Genomic DNA, 21,198 nt, shown 5'->3' on the forward strand with positions numbered 1-21,198 from the left:
CATTTTTTGACACTTGATTCCATTCGCCGCTACCTGATATCGATATATTCAAAATACAATTAGACGCTTTCGCACGCCCTGCTTTCACAAGGTTGCGATTGGCCGCGCATAGGGAATACGATGCCAAATCTGGATTTTGCTTTAGGCGAAACAGCGGACATGATCCGTGACACGTGCGAGCGATTTGCCCGCGACCGCATCCAACCGATGGCGGCAGACATTGACGAGAGCAATGCTTTCCCGGTCGAACTCTGGCCAGAGATGGGTGCACTCGGCATGCATGGCATCACGGTTGAAGAAGACTATGGCGGACTGGGTCTTGGCTATCTCGAACATGTCGTCGCGATGGAAGAAATCTCACGCGCGTCTGCGTCTATAGGCCTCTCTTATGGCGCCCACTCCAATCTCTGTGTCAATCAGATCCGCCGCTGGGGCTCAGAAGCACAAAAGCAGAAACACCTTCCCAAACTGATCTCCGGCGAACACATTGGCGCCCTCGCCATGTCAGAAGTCAGCGCCGGATCAGATGTTATGAGCATGTCTCTGAAAGCTGAAAAAACGAACGGTGGATACGTTCTGAACGGCACAAAGTTCTGGATCACTAACGGACCGCATGCCGATACACTTGTGATATATGCCAAAACAGATCCATCGGCCGGAACCAAAGGCGTAACTGCCTTCCTCGTTGAAAAGAACTTCGATGGTTTTTCAGTCGCTCGCAAACTCGATAAGATGGGAATGCGCGGCTCTGACACAGGTGAGCTCGTCTTTCAGAACTGCTTCGTACCGAATGAGAACGTTATGGGCGAAATTGGCCAGGGCGCGGCTATACTCATGTCCGGCCTCGACTACGAACGCGCCGTTCTGGCAGGCGGCCCACTCGGCATCATGCAAGCCTGTCTGGACGTCGTCCTCCCCTATATCAAGGAACGCAAACAGTTCGGCAAGCCACTCGGAGACTTCCAACTGATGCAGGCGAAAGTCGCCGACATGTATGTCGCCCTGAATTCAGCCCGCGCTTATGTCTACGCCGTCGCTAGAGCCTGTGATGCAGGCCTCACCACACGATTTGATGCAGCAGGAGCCATTCTGCTCGCGTCGGAGAATGCTGTAAAATCCTCACTGGAAGCCATTCAGGCACTTGGCGGCGCCGGTTACACAAAAGAATGGCCTGTTGAGCGCTTCCTACGCGATGCAAAACTCTATGATATCGGTGCCGGAACCAACGAAATCCGCCGCTTTCTGATTGGCCGGGAGCTGATGAAGGGATGAGCGCACCAATCCTGAAAACAACGCTCGATCTGAACGAAGACCGCGCACGCGCCTTTGCTGATCACAACTTATCTCTTCGCGACAAACTGATGTCCGACGTCACCGTCTCTGAGCGAGGCGGGTCCGAGAAATCACGCGAACGCCATGTCTCAAGAGGTAAGCTGCTCCCGAGAGACCGGGTGCGCCACCTCCTCGACCCTGGCGCACCATTCCTCGAGCTTTCTCAGCTCGCCGCTTACGACGTCTACGGAAAGGACATTCCCGGCGCCGGTATCATCACGGGAATCGGACAGGTTTGCGGCCGTCAGGTTATGATCGTCGCCAATGATGCGACGGTAAAAGGCGGGACCTATTACCCGCTGACGGTCAAGAAGCACTTACGCGCTCAAGAAATCGCAGCTCAGAATAATCTGCCTTGTATCTATCTGGTGGATTCAGGCGGCGCGAATCTGCCGCATCAGGATGAAGTGTTTCCGGACAAAGAGCACTTTGGTCGAATCTTCTTCAATCAGGCCAACATGTCAGCACGTGGAATCCCACAGATCGCCTGCGTCATGGGCAGCTGTACGGCTGGCGGCGCATACGTCCCAGCCATGTCAGACGAGACAGTGATTGTTCGCAATCAGGGGACGATCTTCCTCGCTGGACCACCGCTCGTGAAAGCGGCAACAGGCGAAGTTATCTCAGCCGAAGACCTGGGCGGCGGCGATTTGCACGGTCGCAGGTCCGGCGTGGTCGATCACGTCGCCGAGAATGACGAGCACGCACTTTGCATCGTACGTTCCATCGTCGATACGCTCCCGCCAACTGCTGAGAGCGGCCTGAATACCAAAACCCCTGCAGACCCGCTTTATCCCGCAGACGAGCTTTACAGCCTTATTCCGTCGGATCTTCGAACCAGTTTCGATGTGAAGGAAATTATCGCGCGTTTGGTGGACGGCTCGGAGTTTCATGAATTCAAGGCGCTCTATGGCACGACTCTTGTGTGCGGCTTCGCGCATATCTGGGGCATGCCGGTTGCCATTCTGGCCAATAACGGTGTGCTCTACTCCGAGAGCGCAATGAAAGGCGCACACTTCATCGAGCTCGCATGCCAGCGACGCATACCGCTTCTGTTCCTTCAGAACATTTCCGGCTTCATGGTTGGCGGGAAATACGAAGCTGAGGGAATTGCCAAGCATGGCGCGAAACTCGTGACAGCTGTGTCGACGGCCCAAGTTCCCAAAATCACCGTCCTGATTGGCGGCAGCTTCGGCGCAGGCAATTACGGCATGGCAGGACGTGCCTACGAGCCACGCTTCCTATTCAGCTGGCCGAACTCACGTATTTCCGTCATGGGCGGCGAACAGGCCGCGAGCGTTCTCGCGACCGTACACCGAGATGCGGACAAATGGACGCCAGAGGAAACCGAAGCCTTCAAGGAACCGATCCGCGAGAAATACGAAGCAGAGGGCAACCCCTGGTATGCAACCGCCCGGCTCTGGGATGATGGCATCATCGACCCGGCCCAAACGCGCGATGTGCTCGGCCTCGCATTTTCAGCAACACTGAATGCGCCGATCCCGGATCGCGCACAGTTTGGCATCTTCAGGATGTGATGCGATGATCCAATCCCTCCTAATCGCAAATCGCGGCGAGATTGCCTGCCGTATCATTCGAACTGCTCGTGAACTCGGCATTCACACAATCGCTGTCTTTTCTGATGCGGACTCAGAAGCGCTGCATGTTCAGTTCGCGGACGACGCCATATGTATCGGCCCTGCCCCGGCCAATGAAAGCTATCTGGTCGGCGAAAAGATTATTGCCGCTGCACGCGCCTCCGGCGCTGATGCCATCCATCCGGGCTATGGTTTCCTGTCCGAAAATGCCGCCTTTGCACAGGCGGTCATGGATGCAGGCCTCATCTGGATTGGTCCCAATCCAGACAGCATTAATGCAATGGGCTTGAAAGACGCAGCGAAAAAACTGATGCAGGATGCAGGCGTCCCCACAACGCCCGGCTATCTCGGCGACAACCAGTCTGCTGACACGCTGAAGATGGAAGCAGACAAGATCGGCTACCCGGTCCTCATCAAGGCGATTGCAGGCGGTGGCGGAAAAGGTATGCGCAAGGTCGAACGCGCTGAAGATTTTCTTGATGCGCTCGCCTCGTGCCAGCGCGAAGCAAAATCGAGTTTCGGAGACGACCGCGTTCTGCTGGAAAAATTCATCACCAATCCACGCCATATCGAGGTGCAGGTTTTCGGCGATCAGCACGGCAATGTCGTTCATCTGTTTGAACGGGACTGCACACTGCAACGTCGCCACCAGAAAGTGATCGAGGAAGCCCCTGCGCCCGGCATGAGCAACGAAGCCCGCCAGGCCATCTGTGCCGCTGCCGTTCGCGCAGCAAAAGCTGTAAGCTATATCGGGGCCGGTACAGTGGAATTCATTGCTGACGGGTCCGGGGCGCTCTCAGCGGAGCGAACCTGGTTCATGGAGATGAACACCCGACTTCAGGTTGAGCACCCGGTCACTGAAATGATCACAGGTGTCGACCTCGTGGAGTGGCAATTACTGGTCGCCTCAGGCGAACCTCTACCCCTCGAACAGGAAGATATAGAAATGGAAGGCTGGGCAATGGAAGCTCGCCTTTACGCGGAAAATCCCGAGACAGGTTTCCTGCCATCCACAGGCACGGTCCAGGCCCTGAATCTCCCTGACAACATTCGGGTCGATAGCGGTATTGAAGATGGCGGATCGGTCTCTCCATTTTATGATCCGATGATCGCCAAGCTAATTACGCATGGTGCAACGAGAGATGACGCACGTGAAGAACTCGCCATGGCGTGCGCTGGCGTGTCCACCTGGCCGGTCCACAACAATGCCGGATTCCTAACCCGTCTTCTGGTGACGGACGCATTCGCCAACGCAGAGGTCACCACCGGCTTCATTGATACTCACGCCGATCATCTGACGCAAAAGCCAGAGGCATCGCCACGCGCGTTGGGCGTCGCCGCGTCTCTTCATCCAAGCGCAACACCGGAGCGATCGCGCGATGGATCGCCCTGGTCAGAATTGCCTGGATTTCGTCTGAATGCGGAACCGGATTTCGAAGTCTGGATGGCTGTGGATGGGCGGGTTCAGACGATCAACCTCGCGGCGGAAGACGGAGAACCGGACGCGCTGGTGCATATCGGCAATGACGTTTTGATGATCGAGAATGGCTGGCCATATATCGTTACCCAAGCCTCTTATGAGGCAGGAACTGCATCGGGCGCAGCCGACGGGAACATTACTTCACCAATGCCTGGAAAAGTGATTTCCATCAAAACCACCGAGGGTGAAACAGTCGTCGCAGGTCAACGCCTCATCACGCTTGAAGCCATGAAGATGGAACATAGTCTTGATGCACCGTTCGGCGGCATCGTGGAAACCATTGCCACTGCAGAAGGTGAACAGGTTGCAGAAGGAGCCATCCTCCTCACCATCACACAACAGGAACAGGAAGACTGACCATGGCAGGTCGATATTTTGACGAATGGCAGGTCGGCGACCGCATTGAACACGATCTTCGCCGCACCGTCACAGAAACCGACAATCTTATGATGACGACGCTGACGCATAATCCCCAGCCGCTGCATCTGGACAAAGAATACGCCGAAGCCACAGAGTTCGGCCAGATTGTCGTGAATGGTCTTTTCACATTCTCTTTGATGGTCGGCATATCCGTGGGCGAAACCACGCTCGGAACTCTGGTCGCCAATCTCGGCTACGACAAGGTGAACATGCCGAGCCCTGTCTTCATCGGGGACACGCTTCAGGCATCGACCGAAATTGTCGAAAAACGCGAAAGCAAATCACGCCCAAATGCTGGCATCGTCACGTTCAAACATGAAATGTACAATCAGCGCGATCAGCTTGTTTGCCATTGCCTGCGGTCCGCCCTGATGCAGAAAAAGCCTGTCTGACAATGAAGTTTCGCTCTATTCTTTTCGTGCCCGCTGATCGACCTGAGCGGTTTGAAAAAGCGATGAACAGTGCTGCCGATGCACTCATTCTGGATCTTGAAGACAGTGTGTCCGCTGAAAAGAAAGCCTATGCCCGCTCTGCGGTTCGGGAATTTCTGGCTACGCCGCATGAAAAGCCCGTGACGGTACGTGTTAATTCTGTCGACAGTTCGCTTATCGAAGATGACTTGAACGCTCTGGAAGGAACCGCGCCGGATGGCGTTGTTCTGCCAAAAGCCGAAGGCAGTCGCGACGTCAAACGTCTTGATGAACTATATCCGGGCAGCATGCCACCTGTCCTGCCGGTCGCCACAGAAACACCTGCTGCGATTTTCGAGCTGGGCAGCTTCCGGGAAGTCTCACACCATTTGCTGGCTCTGACATGGGGGGCAGAAGATCTGCCCGCAGCAATCGGCGCCAGTACGGCGCGGAACGCGGATGGCAGTTACACCTCGCCTTACCAGCTCGCGCGAGACCTCACACTGTTTGCAGCGCACGCTGCGAACACGCCGGCTATTGAAACAGTTTATCCGAACTTTCGTGATGACACAGGGCTATCGGCTTATGCGAAACGCGGACGCAGAGATGGCTTTACTGGCATGATGGCCATTCATCCAAACCAATGTGCGATCATCAATGAAGCGTTCATGCCATCCGAAGACGAAATTCAGCATGCTGAACGCATTCTAAAAGCGGCTGAGCAACACGCTGAAATTGGCGCATTCCAACTGGATGGGCAAATGATTGATGCGCCGCACCTGAAGCAGGCACGACGCATTCTGGAACTCGCCGATAGAAGCTAGTGAATGGCCGAGACGTCATGATCATCAGCCGCAACGACCGTTGAACGCATCGCCATCTGCGCGAAGACATGAAGCAGGACATATCCTGCCAGCGGGACGATAAAAGCCATGACATATCCGGCCGCATCCGCAATGGAGCCTGCCATTAGCGGCAGAAAGGCCCCGCCGATAATGGACATACACAGGAAGCCCGACGTGGCTTCCTGTGCCGCACTGGACCGCTCCAGCGTAATCGAAAAGATCACCGGGAACATGATCGAATTGAACAATCCAATCGCCAAAGCTGCGTAGCCCGCTGGAACACCGCCAACGACCAGAACGAACAAGCACAACAGTGCCGCACAAGCTGTGGCAGCAGCCATCAAAACCGGCGCGCGGATTCTCAGCAGCAAGGCTGAGCCCAGAAAGCGTCCAACCATGGCACCAAACCAATAAAAGCTGACATAATATCCAGCCTGTTGAAGCGACATGCTCCAAATGGCATCATCATTTAAGAACAACGCCATCTGAGTACCGATCGCGACTTCTGAGCCGACATACAGAAAGATCGCAGCGCCACCAAGCAAGGCCCATTTTGAAGAACGGACTTCCTTGAGCGTTTGCGCAAACCCCATGGCGCCTGTTTCACTGACATCCCCAGCTTTGATTTTCTTCCGGGAAGACCAGATGAAGATCGCCAGTGCCGCAAGCAGAAAGGAGATGATCAGAAAGGCAAAATCGATTGAGCCAAGCGCACCTGCTCGGACTGTTTCTGTGAGCACCTCTCCTTCCGGCACCTCGATACCATCCAGCAGCAAATGTGCGCCAACGAGTGGACCAACCACGGTTCCGAGCGCATTAAATGCCTGACTGAACGTCAGTCGGAAATGGCTTTTCTCAGGTGGCCCAAGTGCAGCCGCAAGCGGATTTGCTGCGACCTGCAAGATAGTGATGCCGCTCGCCATAACAAAAAGACCACACAACACCCCCTCATAAGTATCAATGTCGGCTGCTCCCATGATGATGAGACAGGCAACAATCATGAGACAGATTGCCAACACGACAGACCAGACCGATTTCAGGCGTGCAACCAGCATGGCCGCCGGGATCGAGAACACACCATAAGCGATGAAAAAAGCAAAAGCCGAAAGCTGTGCCTCGAGATTCGAGAGCGTGAAAATGCTCTTCACGGCGGCAACCAGCGGATCAACGAGAGACGTAATCAGCCCCCATGCAAAGAACAGCGTCGTGACGCTCGCGAATGCAGCCGCGAGAGACGGCTGCTGTTTCGAAGGTGCGCGCTCTGCGTCACTCATTCCTGATTCTCCGAAGTGATGATGGTTGCCCCATCAGACGCAATCTCGAGACGCTCCAGCGTTACGTAATCTGGTTCGAGCAGGGTCTCTGCATCATATCCGAGTGCAAAGGTATACGTACCTTCGTCGATCACCCAATGGTCATCAGTCCAGTTTGCGAGAAGACGCGGCTCGATGGTCAGCGAAACATCTGTTACTTCACCCGGTGCAAGACGTACCTTCTGAAAGCCGACAAGCCTCTGGACGGGTTTGTCATTGATGGACGTCAGATAAAGCTGCGCAACATCTGCGCCGTCTGCATCTCCGGTATTTTCGACTTCAAAGCGCGCCTTGAGCTCTGCAGTTGGTCCCGTCATCGAAAGACCGCCGAAGTTGAACTCCGTGTAGCTGAGGCCAGCTCCGAAAGGGAAAAGCGTCTTTATTCCTTCGCGCGCATACCAGCGATAACCGATGTCAGAACCTTCGATATCATAGTTCTCGGTCAGCGTTTGCCCAGGCGCGCCTTTTCCGATGAAGCTTGGTGCAACCTCTTTCAGGCCGGCCAAATCGGAACGCGGTAGATCATCCAGCGACTTCGGGAACGAAATTGGCAAATGGCCTGATGGATTAACCTTGCCTGTCAGCACCTTGGCGATCGCTTCCCCACCTTTCGCACCCGGATACCATGCCTCCAGAACCGCGCTCACATCGTTCAGCCACGGCATAGCGACCGGGCCGCCGGTCTCAAGTACAATGATCGTGTTTTCATTGGCTTCAGCGACGGCGGCAATCAGTACATCCTGACCATTCGGCAGTGACAAATCCGCAACGTCATAACCTTCGGTCTGGTATTGCGTCGCGAAGACGATGACGAGGTCTGCATCTTCGGCCAGCATCGCTGCCTCGGATGAATAGCGCCCATCGCGATAGATGATCTCAGTGCCTGGTAACGCCTCACGCAGCGCATCAACCGGTGCAGAGTTGTGATACATCTGATCCAGCATTGATGCGAAGGGGGCGTCACTCCCCCGAATGAAAGGCACCGTAATGGCAGGCCCTTCATCTGCTGCTACGCGGCTCGATCCACCACCCGACGGGGTTCCGGCGTCAGCATTGCCACCTATAACGAGGATCTGTCGAGGAGCACCAAAGATTGGAAGAACATCGCCTTCGTTTTTGAGAAGCACAATGCCTTCTTCCGCGATCTGCTTGGATAATTCAGCATGCGCCGCCTTGTCGAAATCCTCGCGAGTTGGAAGATTCGTATCAAGCCCAACATAATAGATCGCGTACAACACATTTTGCGCCATCTGAGTCAGACGCGCCTCATAATCAGAATCGGTTTGCGCAAGCTCCAGGAGCGCATCTCCGAAGAACAAATCTTCATCAATTTGAGCGCCAGACTGCTGATCGAGTCCGGCCATCGCAAAATCCGTTGCCTCAACCGCTCCCCAATCTGACATGACGAAGCCCTGATAACCCCAATCATCACGTAAAACGTCGGTTAGCAAAAATGGGTTTCCGCAACTAAGCGGCCCATTCAGCGCGTTGTACGCACACATGAGAGCACCGGGACCGCTCTGCTCAATTGCGAGCTCAAAAGCCAGAAGATCACTTTCGCGCAGCGCCGCTTCATCAATCTCGACATTCATGAAGTGTCGACCAGTCTCCTGCGGATTGATCGCGAAATGTTTGAGTGTCGAAATCACATTCCTGGACTGGATGCCGCGTACAGCAGCGGATGCAATCAGCGCTGCATGCCATGGATCTTCGCCAAGATATTCAAAAGTTCGACCATTGCGCGGATCACGCATCAAGTTCATTCCGCCGGCGAGCAGCACATTGAACCCTTTGGCGCTTGCCTCTGTGCCAAGCATTCGCCCACCCTGTTCCATTAGATCCGGATTCCATGTCGAACCTTGTGCCGTTCCGGACGGCAAGGCGGTTCCACCCGTCCCGCGATTTCCTCCAACCCAGGTTATACCCAAACTAGCATCCGTTTCCCAAAGCGGAGGAACGCCAAGCCGTGAAACACCAGGAACAAAACCGGCTCCGACGATAGCTTCTGACGGCGGCTCATACTCCCCCATTGGAGACGTCAGATGCCCAAGCACCAACTGTATTTTTTCCGCGTTCGTCATCTGAGCCACAGTGCTCTCGGCGCGTTCAGTTGCCGTGATTTGAGCATGTGACTGCACAGACAAAACGAGCGCCATAGCTCCGGCACAAAGCATCAATTTCGATTTCAAGATACGCTACCCTTATGAAAAGACCGCAGCACGCTAATGGGATTGAATTTGTTTACCGGCGTTGAAATCGGCTTCATTCGTCCAGCGATCATTCGTCACCTTTTCAACACCTTCATTCTGCATTCATCGTTCGGATGTTGGTATTTGCTAGACAGATTTTTTGCGACGGAATTTGACTGAACGTTCGTTCTAAGACTGAACACGCATTTTAGGCAGAGGATAGAAGATGGCCAAACGGCGGAAAAAATTCCCTTTGGTAGCGAGCATTGTTGTTCTTGCGATCGCCGCCGGAGGCACCTGGTATGTATTCGGCCGAGGCAGTCAGAACGTTGAAACCCAGTATCAGACTGCGGCCGTTTCACGATCGGACCTGCAGACGACCATCTCTGCTGCCGGGAAAATTCGCCCAAAAGAAACCCTTACCGTGGGTGCTCAGGTTTCCGGACAACTCGAAGAATTATTCGTAGAAGTCGGTGACATTGTTGAGGAGGGGCAACTGCTCGCTCAGATTGACGCATCCATCGCAACAACGAGCGTAGAAGCGCAACAAGCGCAACTCAAAGAACTGCGCGCATCGAGACAACAACATGTCGCGAACCTGCAACTCGCGAAATCGCAGGCACTTCGCGCCGAAAAGCTCTATGCGGCCGATGCAATTGCACAGGCTGAGCTTGAGACGGCTGAAGCAGCTCTCGCCGTCGCTGAAGCGCAATTGATCTCGATCGATGCTCAAATTGAACGTCAGACATCGTCTCTGAAAGCAGACATGACTGAGCTTGAGTTCACAAAAATCTATGCTCCCGTCAAAGGGACTGTGACGACACTCGAAGCGATTGAGGGACAAACACTGAATGCAAATCAGACAGCCCCTACCATTCTTACGATTGCCGATCTCACGGAAATGACGGTCGAGACAGACGTCTCTGAGGCTGACGTGTTGAATGTCTATCAGGGCCAGCCAGCCTATTTCACAACACTGGGCAATTCTGATGAGACCTGGACAACCCAAGTGCGTCAGATTTTACCAGAGCCGGAGGTCGTAAACGATGTCGTGCTTTACAAAGCTCTGCTCGACATTGCCAATCCAGACGGCCGACTACGCACTGAGATGACGACGCAGGTCTTCTTCATCACCGGCAAGACCGAGAATGCCATCATTATTCCTGCTACGGCGCTGCAGGGGGCTAGACCTCGAAGAGCGCCTTCGGGTGACGCCCCAGCGCCGCGTAGCGAGCCTTCAGGTGACATGGCACGGCTACGTGAGGAAAACCCGAAAGCTACCACGGATACCGTGCTGATCATGGGCGCAGACGGCACACCTCAGCCGAGACCCGTACTGGTCGGGTTGAAGACGCGCAATGACGCCGAAATCCTCTATGGATTGCGCGAGGGCGAGCAGATCGTGACCAATCAGGTAGCATCGGCCGCGATAGCCTCTGGTCGCCCGCCCGGCCCTCCACCTCGCGGCTTTCGCGGATAGGAGACGAGGATGACAAACCCTATTCTCAGCCTGCGCGATATCCAGCGAGTTTATGGCAAGGGCGAAGCGGAAGTGCGCGCGCTCGACGGCGTGGACCTGGATGTATATCAGGGCGAGTTCGTCGCCATTATCGGCCAATCTGGCTCCGGTAAGTCGACCCTTATGAATATTCTTGGCTGTCTCGATCAGCCGACATCGGGAAAATATCTCGTCAACGGATCGAACGTCTCTGAGCTGGACTCAGATGAGCTGGCGACACTTCGCCGAACCACATTTGGATTCATCTTCCAGCGCTATAATCTGCTGACGAACATCTCGGCGGCCGAAAATGTTGAATTGCCTGCCATTTATGCCGGCATGTCTGCAGATGACCGCCATGACCGCGCGATCGAGCTGCTCGATAAGCTTGGACTGGAAGGCCGCGGACGACACAAACCGGGCCAGCTGTCTGGTGGTCAGCAACAACGCGTCGCCGTCGCCCGCGCTCTCATCAATGACGGCGACATCATTCTGGCGGACGAACCAACGGGCGCTCTCGATTCCGGATCGTCGGCTGAACTATTGACGCTTCTGGAGGAGTTGCACAATTCCGGTCGTACCATTGTTCTGATCACACACGATCCAAAAGTGGCGGACCGTGCCGACCGTGTCATTGAAATCTCGGACGGCAAAATCATTCACGATGACGGCGCAAAAATCCCGGAAGAAGCGCACCAGTCGGGACTTATGTCTCGCAGATCACCATCGCTTTTCACCCAGATATCGGAATCCGTCAAAATGGCATTCCGGTCTCTGCGAGCCAATCTGTTTCGTACCGCCCTTACCCTGCTTGGAGTCGTCATCGGCGTCGCGGCGGTTGTTGCTATGCTCGCCATCGGTGAAGGCAGCCAGCGACAGGTCATGGCGCGCTTTGAGTCCATGGGAGCAAACCTGCTGTTTGTCCGTCCAGGTGCTCCCGGCACGAGAATGAGGGGGGATGCCATTGCTACGCTGACACTGGAAGATGTCGCGGCCCTGAATGAACTCGACAATGTGATTGCAGCCGTTCCCTCGCGCAGCAGCAGCAGCGCCACACTACGCGTTGGCAATAATGATTATCAGACCTCTATTGAAGGCGTCTCCGAACTCTGGCCGCAAGCGCAAACACGCGGGCTAAAATACGGCTCCTTTTTCACGGAAAAGGATGTTCAGGACAGGGTTGGCGTCGTCGTGCTTGGCACCACGGTCGCAGGCAATCTGTTCGACGATGTTGCTGCTTCTGTTGGCGAGTATGTCTTTCTTGGCGGCGCCCCGTTCGAAGTTGCGGGCATTCTGGAGGAGAAAGGCGCGACCAGTTGGGGCCAGGATCAGGATGATGTGGCCCTCATTCCCATTACGACAGGCATGATGCGCGTTTTCGGTTCGACCTATCTTTCATCCGTTTCCATCGCTGTCGACGATACCGACATCATCGCGCAGACAGAAGAAAGTGCAAAATCGCTTCTCCTGGCACGACACGGCACTGAGGACTTTCAGCTTCGAAATACCGCGTCCATTCTGGATTCCATAGAGGAGTCTCAGAACGCCTTTTCTTTGCTTCTCGGTTCTGTTGCTTCTATTTCACTTCTTGTCGGCGGCATCGGTGTTATGAACATTATGCTGGTGAGCGTTTCAGAGCGCACGCGTGAGATCGGTGTGCGCATGGCAACAGGTGCCCGACGGTCCGACATCATGATCCAATTCGTTGTAGAAGCTCTTGTCGTTGGCGGTCTTGGCGGCATTGTCGGGGTCAGCATCGGGCTCGGTGTCTGTCTCATACTGGCAGAAGTCGGCATGTCGATCTTCATATCGGCACTGCCCGCCATACTCGCATTCTCTTCCGCACTCGCGACAGGTCTGATCTTTGGATACCTGCCCGCACGAAAGGCCTCCCGGCTCGATCCGGTTGCGGCCCTGGCTTCGGAGTAAACTCATGAAGACGAAACTGTTCGTTACCCTTTCTCTTTTCGCGGCTCTGGCGGGTTGCGCCGTGGTTCCGGAACCGGAAGAGCGCGCTACACTGATCATGGATCTGCCGGATACATACGACTACGCCGAAGATCTGGCCTCCATCGAAACACAAGATGCTGACTGGTGGTCGCTTTTCAACGACCAAACGCTGAACGAGCTGCAGGAACAAGCTCTGGCAGCGAATCCGAGCATTGAGATTGGACTGGCAAATCTTCGGGCTGCACGCGCTAACCTGGCGTCATCACGCGCAAGCCTCTTTCCTCAGGTTTCCGGAAGCGCTTCTGCCAGCAGCGATACGGAGAATGGGCTTGATGACATCTCTGCATCAGGCCGTCTTTCCGCGTCTTATGAGCTGGACGTCTTTGGAACAAACCGCCTGAACATCGAAGCTTCAGAACTATCGCTGCAGTCGGCAGAGTATGATCAACGCGCTGTCGAGTTAGCGATCAAATCAGATGTTGCGGCGAACTATTTCAATCTGCTCGCGGCGCGATATCAGCTGGATGTCGCCAAGCGTTCTCTCGAGATATCCGAGCGTATCTATGGGATCGTGGAGGCGCGCTATCAGGCCGGTGATGTCTCCGGCTTTGACATGGCGAGCCAGCAGACAAGCCTTGCAACAACTCGTGCACGCATCCCGCAACTCGAGAACCAGATTTCCGGGTTTGAAGCCGCACTGGCGACGTTGACTGGCGTTGCCCCCCAAGGATTTTCCGTTGCAGACACAAACCTGATGAGCGTCGCGGCGCCTGGTATTGAGGCTGGGCTTCCCTCCTCCCTGCTGACGCAAAGACCCGACCTTCTGAGTTCAGAGGCGGGTCTGCGATCAGCTCAGCTGGATGTGGAGATTGCGCGCAAATCATTCCTGCCTTCATTTGATCTTGGCGCAGGTATCAGCAGTGTCCTGCTGGACGGGTTTGATCCGATTGGTTCTCTGTCATCATCCGTAACTCTCCCGATCTTCACGGGCGGACAATTGCAAAGCCAGCTGGAAGGTGCCCGAGCCCGGGCTGATTCCGCTATGGCGTCCTACCGACAATCCATCCTGTCTGCCCTTCAGGAAGTCGACACGGGTCTAAGCGCATTAAAAGCCAATGAGGAACGCGCGCCTCATCTTGTGACGGCAGAAGCGTCAGCCGCACGCGCTCTGGAAATTGCAGAGATCCGCTACCGCGCTGGCGCCGATGATCTGACAAGTCTACTGAATGCGCAACAAAGCTATGATTCAGCGTCTGCAGATGTGGTCGACAATTACCGCGAACGTCTCATCGCGGCCGTCAATTTGTATGTCGCGCTCGGCGGCGGATGGCAGGAGAGCACATCGCCCTTGGCCTCCATTAGTGAAAATCTCGACTAGACGGAATGACACGGACATTTCGTGGATGGCGTCCTGAAGTTCGGGATGCCATGCTGCGTCCCTCCGGAACCGGACGCGTCACTTCATCGGCACGGTCTAAGGCATGTTTGAGCGGATCATTCTGTACATCCTCGCTCAAAAGACGCAGATCCGGCGTTCGGTCCTCTAGCGTGTGAGCGACCAGGTGAGTCACATTGTCAGCCTTCTGGATCACCCCTTTCACTGCAAGAATGCGCGCGCCCATGACAATGGCCCGATAACGCTCAAAAACCTTTGGCCAGATCACGAGATTGGCAATACCAGTTTCATCTTCCAGCGTGATAAAGCAAACGCCACTGGCAGACCCAGGGCGCTGGCGCACAAGCACAACACCTGCCGTCTGCACACGTCCACCATTCCGGAGCGCACAAGCCTCCTGCGTGGTCAGAATTTTCTGTGAACTATACTGCGCCCTTAAAAAGCGCATGGGATGATCTTTTAGCGAAAGACGTGTCGTCTGGTAATCCTGAATAACATGTTCTGAGGCCGGCATAAGCGGTAGTTCAGCCTGAACCTCCTCGGCTTGTTCCGCAGCATCGGTCGATGCAAAAAGCGGAAGACTTTCTCCGTTTGCCTCCCCGCGCACAGCCCAGAGCGCAGCGCGGCGATCCATGCCCATGGAGCGGAAGGCATCTGCCGCTGCCAGTGTTTCCAGAGTTGCTCTTGTCACGCCGGACCGACGGCGAATTGCATCCAGACTTAGATAGCCCGTCCCACGCGCCTGAATAAGCTTGCTGATTTCGTCTTCTCGCAGCCCATCAATCTGTCTGAAGCCGAGACGCACTGGACAGTACCGATCTCCAGGTACGCGATCTTCCAACCGATTATCCCAGTCTGAAAAGTTCACATCCACTTCACGCACGTCGACCTGATGCTCACGCGCATCGCGCACAATCTGTGCCGGAGCATAAAACCCCATGGGCTGACTGTTCAGAAGCGCTGCACAGAAAACATCCGGATGATGGCATTTCAGCCAGGACGAGACGTAGACAAGCAAACCGAAACTCGCCGCATGGCTTTCTGGAAAGCCATAATCGCCAAAGCCTTTGACCTGATCGAAACATCGCTGCGCAAACGCTTCATCATATCCGCGCTCCACCATGCGACCAACCATCATATTCTCGTAATTCTGGATCGTGCCGACTTTGCGAAATGTCGCCATAGCGCGACGCAACCCATTGGCCTCTTCTGCTGTAAACTTCGCTGCATCAATTGAGATCTGCATCGCCTGTTCCTGAAACAAAGGCACGCCCATGGTCCGGCTCAGGATACGCTCCAGTTCATCAGGCGGGCCATGTTCAGGTGACGGACTTGGGTAGGTAATGGTTTCCAGTCCTTTGCGTCGGCGCAGATAAGGATGCACCATATCTCCCTGAATGGGGCCTGGTCGGACAATCGCTACCTCAATCACCAGATCATAAAATGTGCGTGGTCTCAGGCGCGGCAGCATGTTCATCTGAGCCCGACTCTCGACCTGAAACACACCTAGGCTGTCGCCCTCACAAAGCATGTCATATGTAGCGCTATCTTCTGCCGGAATGCTGGCAAGTGTGTGCGATATGCCTTTGTGCCGGTCCAGCATGTCAAAGGCTTTTCGAATACATGTGAGCATGCCCAAGGCCAACACATCGACCTTCATAATTCCCAGGGCTTCAATGTCGTCCTTGTCCCATTCAATAAAGGTCCGGTCCACCATGGCGGCGTTACCGATCGGAACTGTTTCGACTAATGGCGTCTGGGTCAGGACAAAACCACCGACATGCTGAGACAAATGCCTTGGAAACCCAATCAGTTGCCGTGTGATCTGAATGGCGCGTCGGATCATCGGATTGTTCGGGTCCAGACCGACCTGGGCAATGTGATGTGCTTTCAACGTACCGGCAAAGCTACCCCAGACGGTACCAGACAAGGCAGATGAGACATCCTCTGAAAGGCCCAATGCCTTGCAGACTTCACGGACGGCTGAGCGGGGCCGATAGGAAATGACCGTAGCCGTGAGTGCCGCGCGATGGCGACCATAGCGACGATAGACATACTGAATGACCTCCTCACGACGCTCATGTTCAAAATCTACATCGATATCCGGCGGCTCCTTGCGTTCCTTTGACAGAAATCGCTCGAACAAAAGACTGCTCTGATCCGGGTCCACGCTGGTGATACCAAGGCAGAAACAGACCGCCGAGTTTGCAGCAGACCCCCTGCCCTGGCACAGGATATTCTCATCGCGCGCCCATTTCACAATGTCATGCACAGTCAGGAAATACGGTGCGTAATTAAGTTCTGAAATCAAGGTCAGCTCTTTGCGAAGTGCGGCCTGTACCTTCTCCGGCACACCATCTGGGTATCGCCACTCGCTACCCTGGCGTACCAGGTTTTCGAGATGTCGCTGCGGTGTGATACCCGGCGGGACCGGCTCATCAGGATAAACATATGCAAGCTCATCAAGCGAGAAAGAGCATGCCTGAACAACCTCTTCCGTTCGATGCAGAGCCGTTTCAAAACCTGTAAAAAGCCGCAGCATTTCCTCAGGTGATTTGAGATGGCGTTCGGCATGTCCTTCAAGACGAAAACCGGCTGTTTCAATAGTGCAATGCGTGCGTATGCAGGTGAGCACATCCTGTAAGGGACGTCGTTCTGGCGTGTGATACAGGACATCATTGACCGCGATGAGTGGAACACCAGCCTGCGAACTCATCTTTGACAAGCGCGCAAGGCGTTCGCGATTGCGTCCCTGATAGGTATAGCGGGCAGCCAGATAAACACGTCCGGACCAACGTCTGCCAAGAAACAGCAGTGTTTCACAGAAGTGTTCATCCGGCCTGTCCGGCGGCATGATGATAATGACCTGTCCTTCTTCATGCTGCATAATATCGCTGAGCTTGATCCGGCAATCGCCCTTATCTGCATTGAGCTTGCCTTCAGAAATCAAGCGAGAAAGTCGACCATAGGCGGCACGATCTTTCGGGTAGCATAGCATCTCGGGCCCATCCTGCGGGATCAATCTTGCACCGACCAGCAGTCTGAGGCCTACTTCTTTGGCGGCGATATGGGCTCGCACAACGCCCGCCAGCGTATTTCGATCGGCCACACCGATGGCAGACAGGCCCAGCGCCTTAGCCTGACGCACCAGTTCCTCAGCATGCGAACCACCATGCAGGAAGGAGAAATTTGTTGTGATGGCGAGCTCTGCATATCCGGTCATGCAAACACGCCATGGATGAACCATTGTGGGAGCCCGCCGCGTCCATCACCGTAAAGCCCTTCACGAAAAATCCAGTAGCGACCGCCGCGCTCATCCTCGACGCGGTAATAGTCGCGTGCCCGCGGCATATGACGGCGCATTTCAGCGCGCCTTGCATCTTCCATCTCAGCCTGACGCAGCCAGACCTGCTCGATCTGTTCGCTTTCCTTGACCTCATCGCAGGCTTTGATGACAGACTGTAAGAGCTTACTCTGCGGCTCATGCGTCAGGCCTGCGGAGAAAGCAGAGGGCCGAAGACGAATGACATGCTCACTTTCATCAATTGCGGCCTCGGCTTCCTTGCGGGCTCGAGCGATAATTTGCGCATCCGCTCGCGGATCTGCGCGCGGGGTAAGCCATTTACGGTCGCTCCCCTCAGGGCTCGGCGCAGCAGCAGGCGGAGCGGTATAACGCCACCACTCCGGTGCCATCCGCTCTGGTCCTTCAACCCAGGCAATTACACGCAAAATCCTGCGCCAGTAAAAGCGCTGCGGCGCGCCATCAGGTACCTGCGCCAGCACCTCCAGAGGTTCTGGATGATCAAACAGCCGGATCGGCCTGAGCCTGTCTATCTGTGCCGTAATCGCGGTTTCCGGTAACTCCCCCTCAAAGCTTTTCCAGTGCTCAGAGCGTTCCGGAAAATAGCTTTCATGCGGCTGCGATATCCGCACACTCTCTACACCAAGCTTCGCTGAAATGCGGTCAGACAGCGCAGCCAGGCTGACCTCATCCACATCGCTGCCCGCCAGCGCACCAGACAGAGCCCGAACGGACAGGTTGAGCCTACCGACATGACGCGCTTCCAGGGTCAGAAAGTCGATTCCAAAACCCGGATCGATCCGTTCCATATGGTTTGCAAACAACTTTTGAAGATGGATCGGGTCAGAAGACGGACGCGCCAGTCGGATAGATGCCTGCTTCACGTCACCGTCGCAGCGATAGGCAAAGAGGGTGAACTCACGCGCGCCCTGCCCTAGGGTTTTCAAGTCTTCACAGAGCTGACTTGCCAATTTCTCCAGTCCCGCGACCAACCCTTCTGTTGATAAGAGCGGTTCAGGACAGGGAAGCCGCGCCGCATAATCCGGTGGAGGACGTAAAGGCTTCAGGGGCTCTCGGCGTAAGCCGAGTGCCTGATCCAGACGCAACACCACAGCATCCGCAGCCTCTCGAGAGTGGAACCTCCGCGCCAGTGATTTGCGATCCAGACCATAGAGTTGACCAATACGCGTCAGGCCAAAGCGGCGTAGAAGGGTTTCGGCCTTTTCGGACACACGCAGCACAGCCACCGGCAAATCCGCCAAACCGTCCGCTTCATCTCCATCTGGCAGAATAACGCCTGATCGGGCACGGGCGATTGCTCCGGCAGCTCCCGGCGTGCTTGCGAGCCCAAGCCGGTGCTCAATTCCTTCTCGGTATAAAAGCTGAGAGATACTCTGAACCATGGCCGCTTCACCGCCATAGAGATGCGCGCAACCTGTTGTTTCAATCATCAGCCCATCATCACCATCCAACGCGACAAGTGGCGCAATTCGGATCATCCAGTCTCCGAGATGATGGAGGGCCCTTGCATCTCCGGCGCGGTCGATCTCCTCGCTATCGATCGAAGGAAGTCGAGCGCGCGCATCTGTAAAACGCAGGCCCTCGCTAACTCCGGCCGAACGCGCGCTTTCATTCGCAGCCACCACTCGCAAACCATGAGCCCCACTTTCCACCAGAACGAAGGGCGCGCGCCGCTCTTCAGCCAGTTGCGCGGATTGTCTCGCTGTTCCCCTTGTCCTTCCTCTTCGGGCGCGACGCAGGCGCGTGAGTGGCCATTCCGGAAACCATACGGAGAGAAAGCGTTTCATGATCCAGCTCCACATAAAACCTACGTCCAACCTGATCGGGTGCCATGCGCGATCGTTCGAGTTGCGCACACCAACGCGCATTACCAGGCGCATGCGGGTCAAAACGGTTGAAGGAAGAAGGTTCAGGTTGAACGCGCCAGCGTGCCGTTGCCGCTGTTGCCCCCTCCGCACGAAACGGAAGCAACAGGATCACCGGAACGCCATATCGCTCTGACGCAAGCAACAATCTGCGCGATGCTGTGAAGTCCGGCTGCTCAAGCTCTGCGATCACCGCACCGACAGCTGCAGAACAGATGACCTCCTCCAACGCCCATAATGAATGCGATAAGGTCTGCGTCCGAATGGAAAGAATGTGACGACAGTCGCGTCGAAGCGAGGCCTGACCCGCCATCATCAATGTCCCATGTTCACTGGAAAGGACACGCTGTCCAATCCAGGCAATTGCGCCTGAGCGCAGTTGCGCCGTCGCCAAAACAAACCCGCTTAAAGCAGCCAGATCACCAAACCGACTTTCACAAACTTCATGCAGGCCACTCTCTCCCAAGCCAAAAGGAAAGCTATGCCCAGCCTGCGACCCTGCCGCTTCTGATGCATCACCAAAGCGGAAAACTGCCGGATGTATCTGATCCATCTTACCCATATGTTCTTATTTTGTTCTTCTTATGTAGAGTCAAGAGCAACGAATCAGGGCAAGAAAAAAGGCTGATGCAAACGCATCAGCCTTTTGAATGTTTTTCATTTGTTTTTCAGGCGTTTATATTTCACCCTTCACGCGACGCATGACGCCAGAAAAATCGAGACCATCAAAACCGGCGCCCGCAAGATCCTCATAGATCTGTTCTGCCAGTTTACCGAAGGCGATGTTCGCGCCAGCACCTTCTGCAGCACCTGCAGCAAGCTTCAGATCTTTCAACATCATCGCCACGGCAAAGCCTGGTTGATAGTCGCGGTTCGAGGGTGCGGCCGGCACGGGCCCCGGTGCAGGACAATAGCTTGTCATGGACCAGCACTGACCGGAGGCCGTCGATGAAATATCAAAAAAGGTCTGCGTATCCAGTCCAAGCTTTTCTGCCAGATTGAATGCTTCGCAGGTGCCAATCATCGAAATTCCGAGCAGCATATTGTTAGCGATCTTGGCGACCTGACCATTCCCGCTATCACCTGCGTGAAAAACATTCTTCCCCATAATGTCGAGAAAAGGATGCGCTTTGTCGAACGCATCCTCTGCACCGCCCACCATGAAGGTCAGTGTGCCGGCCTCGGCCGCAGCAACACCCCCCGAAACCGGCGCATCAACCATCTGATAGCCTGCTGCCTCTGACTTTTCATGGGCTGCACGTGCTTCCTCGACAGAAATGGTCGAGCAATCTACCAGAACGGCCATTTGCGGCGCATGTGCTGTCACGCCATCTTCACCGAAATAAACACTGTGCACGTGCTTGCCTGCAGGCAGCATGGTGATCACAGCGTCTACATCGCTTACAGCTTCTGCAATGCTTGACGCGGCATCAGCGCCAGCCTCAACAACCTTTGCAACTGCGGCTTCGTTCAGGTCAAAAGCCTTCACATCATGACCGGCTTTGACGAGATTGGCACACATGCCACCGCCCATATTGCCGAGACCGATAAATCCGATTTTGGACATGTTGTTCTCCCTA

General features: G+C 55.1%; 14 protein-coding genes. 8 read left to right on the plus strand and 6 right to left on the minus strand.

Going from position 1 to position 21,198, the window contains the following annotated elements; genetic code table 11:
* Positions 1-120 precede the first annotated feature (120 nt).
* From ACFQDM_RS18420 to ACFQDM_RS18440, 5 genes are read left to right on the plus strand one after another with little or no spacing between them, the layout of a single operon-like run.
* On the plus strand, positions 121-1,272 hold the full coding sequence (locus tag ACFQDM_RS18420; protein ID WP_377381915.1) for an isovaleryl-CoA dehydrogenase: 1,152 nt from the start codon (positions 121-123) through the stop codon (positions 1,270-1,272).
* A complete protein-coding gene (locus tag ACFQDM_RS18425; RefSeq protein WP_377381918.1) occupies positions 1,269-2,870 on the plus strand; it encodes a carboxyl transferase domain-containing protein in 1,602 nt (533 codons plus the stop codon). The genes ACFQDM_RS18420 and ACFQDM_RS18425 overlap by 4 nt, the downstream gene beginning before the upstream one ends.
* 4 nt (positions 2,871-2,874) lie before the next feature.
* Positions 2,875-4,767 (plus strand): acetyl/propionyl/methylcrotonyl-CoA carboxylase subunit alpha, encoded by a 1,893-nt coding sequence (locus ACFQDM_RS18430; RefSeq protein WP_377381920.1) that lies wholly within the window; start codon positions 2,875-2,877, stop codon positions 4,765-4,767.
* 2 nt (positions 4,768-4,769) lie between these two features.
* Positions 4,770-5,222 carry a MaoC family dehydratase gene (locus tag ACFQDM_RS18435; RefSeq protein ID WP_377381923.1) on the plus strand — a complete coding sequence of 151 codons (453 nt, stop codon included), beginning with the start codon at positions 4,770-4,772 and terminating at the stop codon, positions 5,220-5,222.
* A 2-nt stretch (positions 5,223-5,224) separates the two neighbouring features.
* Complete coding sequence (locus tag ACFQDM_RS18440) at positions 5,225-6,064, plus strand: HpcH/HpaI aldolase/citrate lyase family protein (RefSeq protein ID WP_377381925.1); 840 nt, start codon at positions 5,225-5,227, stop codon at positions 6,062-6,064.
* On the opposite strand, the gene gluP is transcribed toward ACFQDM_RS18440, so the two are convergent.
* Positions 6,061-7,359 (minus strand): glucose/galactose MFS transporter, encoded by a 1,299-nt coding sequence (gene gluP / locus ACFQDM_RS18445; RefSeq protein ID WP_377381928.1) that lies wholly within the window; start codon positions 7,357-7,359, stop codon positions 6,061-6,063. The genes ACFQDM_RS18440 and gluP overlap by 4 nt on opposite strands.
* The gene (locus ACFQDM_RS18450) at positions 7,356-9,587 is read right to left on the minus strand and encodes a beta-glucosidase family protein (protein ID WP_377381931.1); all 2,232 of its coding nucleotides are present in this window, start codon (positions 9,585-9,587) and stop codon (positions 7,356-7,358) included. The genes gluP and ACFQDM_RS18450 overlap by 4 nt, the downstream gene beginning before the upstream one ends.
* A 226-nt stretch (positions 9,588-9,813) precedes the next feature.
* On the opposite strand from ACFQDM_RS18450, the gene ACFQDM_RS18455 reads away from it, so the two are divergent.
* Genes ACFQDM_RS18455 through ACFQDM_RS18465 form a run of 3 tightly spaced genes read left to right on the plus strand, consistent with a single transcriptional unit; the run spans position 9,814 to position 14,413 of the window.
* On the plus strand, positions 9,814-11,067 hold the full coding sequence (locus ACFQDM_RS18455; protein ID WP_377381934.1) for an efflux RND transporter periplasmic adaptor subunit: 1,254 nt from the start codon (positions 9,814-9,816) through the stop codon (positions 11,065-11,067).
* Positions 11,068-11,076: 9 nt separating this feature from the next.
* On the plus strand, positions 11,077-13,014 hold the full coding sequence (locus ACFQDM_RS18460) for a MacB family efflux pump subunit (RefSeq protein WP_377381937.1): 1,938 nt from the start codon (positions 11,077-11,079) through the stop codon (positions 13,012-13,014).
* A 4-nt stretch (positions 13,015-13,018) separates the two neighbouring features.
* Positions 13,019-14,413, plus strand: coding sequence for an efflux transporter outer membrane subunit (locus ACFQDM_RS18465; RefSeq protein WP_377381940.1), 1,395 nt, complete (start codon positions 13,019-13,021; stop codon positions 14,411-14,413).
* Here the strand turns inward: ACFQDM_RS18465 and ACFQDM_RS18470 are convergent.
* The 4 genes from ACFQDM_RS18470 to mmsB all read right to left on the minus strand — a co-directional run bounded on the left by ACFQDM_RS18470 (position 14,394) and on the right by mmsB (position 21,185).
* Entirely contained in the window at positions 14,394-17,654 is a 3,261-nt protein-coding gene (locus ACFQDM_RS18470; protein ID WP_377381942.1) for an error-prone DNA polymerase, read from the minus strand. The genes ACFQDM_RS18465 and ACFQDM_RS18470 overlap by 20 nt on opposite strands.
* The gene (locus ACFQDM_RS18475; RefSeq protein WP_377381945.1) at positions 17,651-19,540 is read right to left on the minus strand and encodes a Y-family DNA polymerase; all 1,890 of its coding nucleotides are present in this window, start codon (positions 19,538-19,540) and stop codon (positions 17,651-17,653) included. The genes ACFQDM_RS18470 and ACFQDM_RS18475 overlap by 4 nt, the downstream gene beginning before the upstream one ends.
* Positions 19,431-20,180, minus strand: a complete 750-nt coding sequence (locus tag ACFQDM_RS18480; protein WP_377381947.1) for an ImuA family protein — start codon at positions 20,178-20,180, stop codon at positions 19,431-19,433. Before ACFQDM_RS18480 ends, ACFQDM_RS18475 begins: the two co-directional genes overlap by 110 nt.
* A gap of 114 nt (positions 20,181-20,294) precedes the next feature.
* Positions 20,295-21,185, minus strand: a complete 891-nt coding sequence (mmsB, locus tag ACFQDM_RS18485; protein ID WP_377381950.1) for a 3-hydroxyisobutyrate dehydrogenase — start codon at positions 21,183-21,185, stop codon at positions 20,295-20,297.
* Between the last annotated feature and the right edge of the window lie 13 nt (positions 21,186-21,198).

The organism is Ponticaulis profundi, assembly GCF_042659465.1.
Taxonomy (GTDB): domain Bacteria; phylum Pseudomonadota; class Alphaproteobacteria; order Caulobacterales; family Hyphomonadaceae; genus Ponticaulis; species Ponticaulis profundi.

Bases quoted from the DNA above. Each gene is read 5' to 3' on its own strand.
- ACFQDM_RS18425 (WP_377381918.1), top strand. From the start codon at position 1,269: ATGAGCGCACCAATCCTGAAAACAACGCTCGATCTGAACGAAGACCGC.
- ACFQDM_RS18460 (WP_377381937.1), top strand. From the start codon at position 11,077: ATGACAAACCCTATTCTCAGCCTGCGCGATATCCAGCGAGTTTATGGC.
- ACFQDM_RS18435 (WP_377381923.1), top strand. From the start codon at position 4,770: ATGGCAGGTCGATATTTTGACGAATGGCAGGTCGGCGACCGCATTGAA.
- gluP (WP_377381928.1), bottom strand. From the start codon at position 7,359: ATGAGTGACGCAGAGCGCGCACCTTCGAAACAGCAGCCGTCTCTCGCG.
- ACFQDM_RS18440 (WP_377381925.1), top strand. From the start codon at position 5,225: ATGAAGTTTCGCTCTATTCTTTTCGTGCCCGCTGATCGACCTGAGCGG.
- mmsB (WP_377381950.1), bottom strand. From the start codon at position 21,185: ATGTCCAAAATCGGATTTATCGGTCTCGGCAATATGGGCGGTGGCATG.
- ACFQDM_RS18475 (WP_377381945.1), bottom strand. From the start codon at position 19,540: ATGAAACGCTTTCTCTCCGTATGGTTTCCGGAATGGCCACTCACGCGC.
- ACFQDM_RS18480 (WP_377381947.1), bottom strand. From the start codon at position 20,180: ATGGGTAAGATGGATCAGATACATCCGGCAGTTTTCCGCTTTGGTGAT.
- ACFQDM_RS18470 (WP_377381942.1), bottom strand. From the start codon at position 17,654: ATGACCGGATATGCAGAGCTCGCCATCACAACAAATTTCTCCTTCCTG.
- ACFQDM_RS18420 (WP_377381915.1), top strand. From the start codon at position 121: ATGCCAAATCTGGATTTTGCTTTAGGCGAAACAGCGGACATGATCCGT.
- ACFQDM_RS18430 (WP_377381920.1), top strand. From the start codon at position 2,875: ATGATCCAATCCCTCCTAATCGCAAATCGCGGCGAGATTGCCTGCCGT.
- ACFQDM_RS18465 (WP_377381940.1), top strand. From the start codon at position 13,019: ATGAAGACGAAACTGTTCGTTACCCTTTCTCTTTTCGCGGCTCTGGCG.
- ACFQDM_RS18455 (WP_377381934.1), top strand. From the start codon at position 9,814: ATGGCCAAACGGCGGAAAAAATTCCCTTTGGTAGCGAGCATTGTTGTT.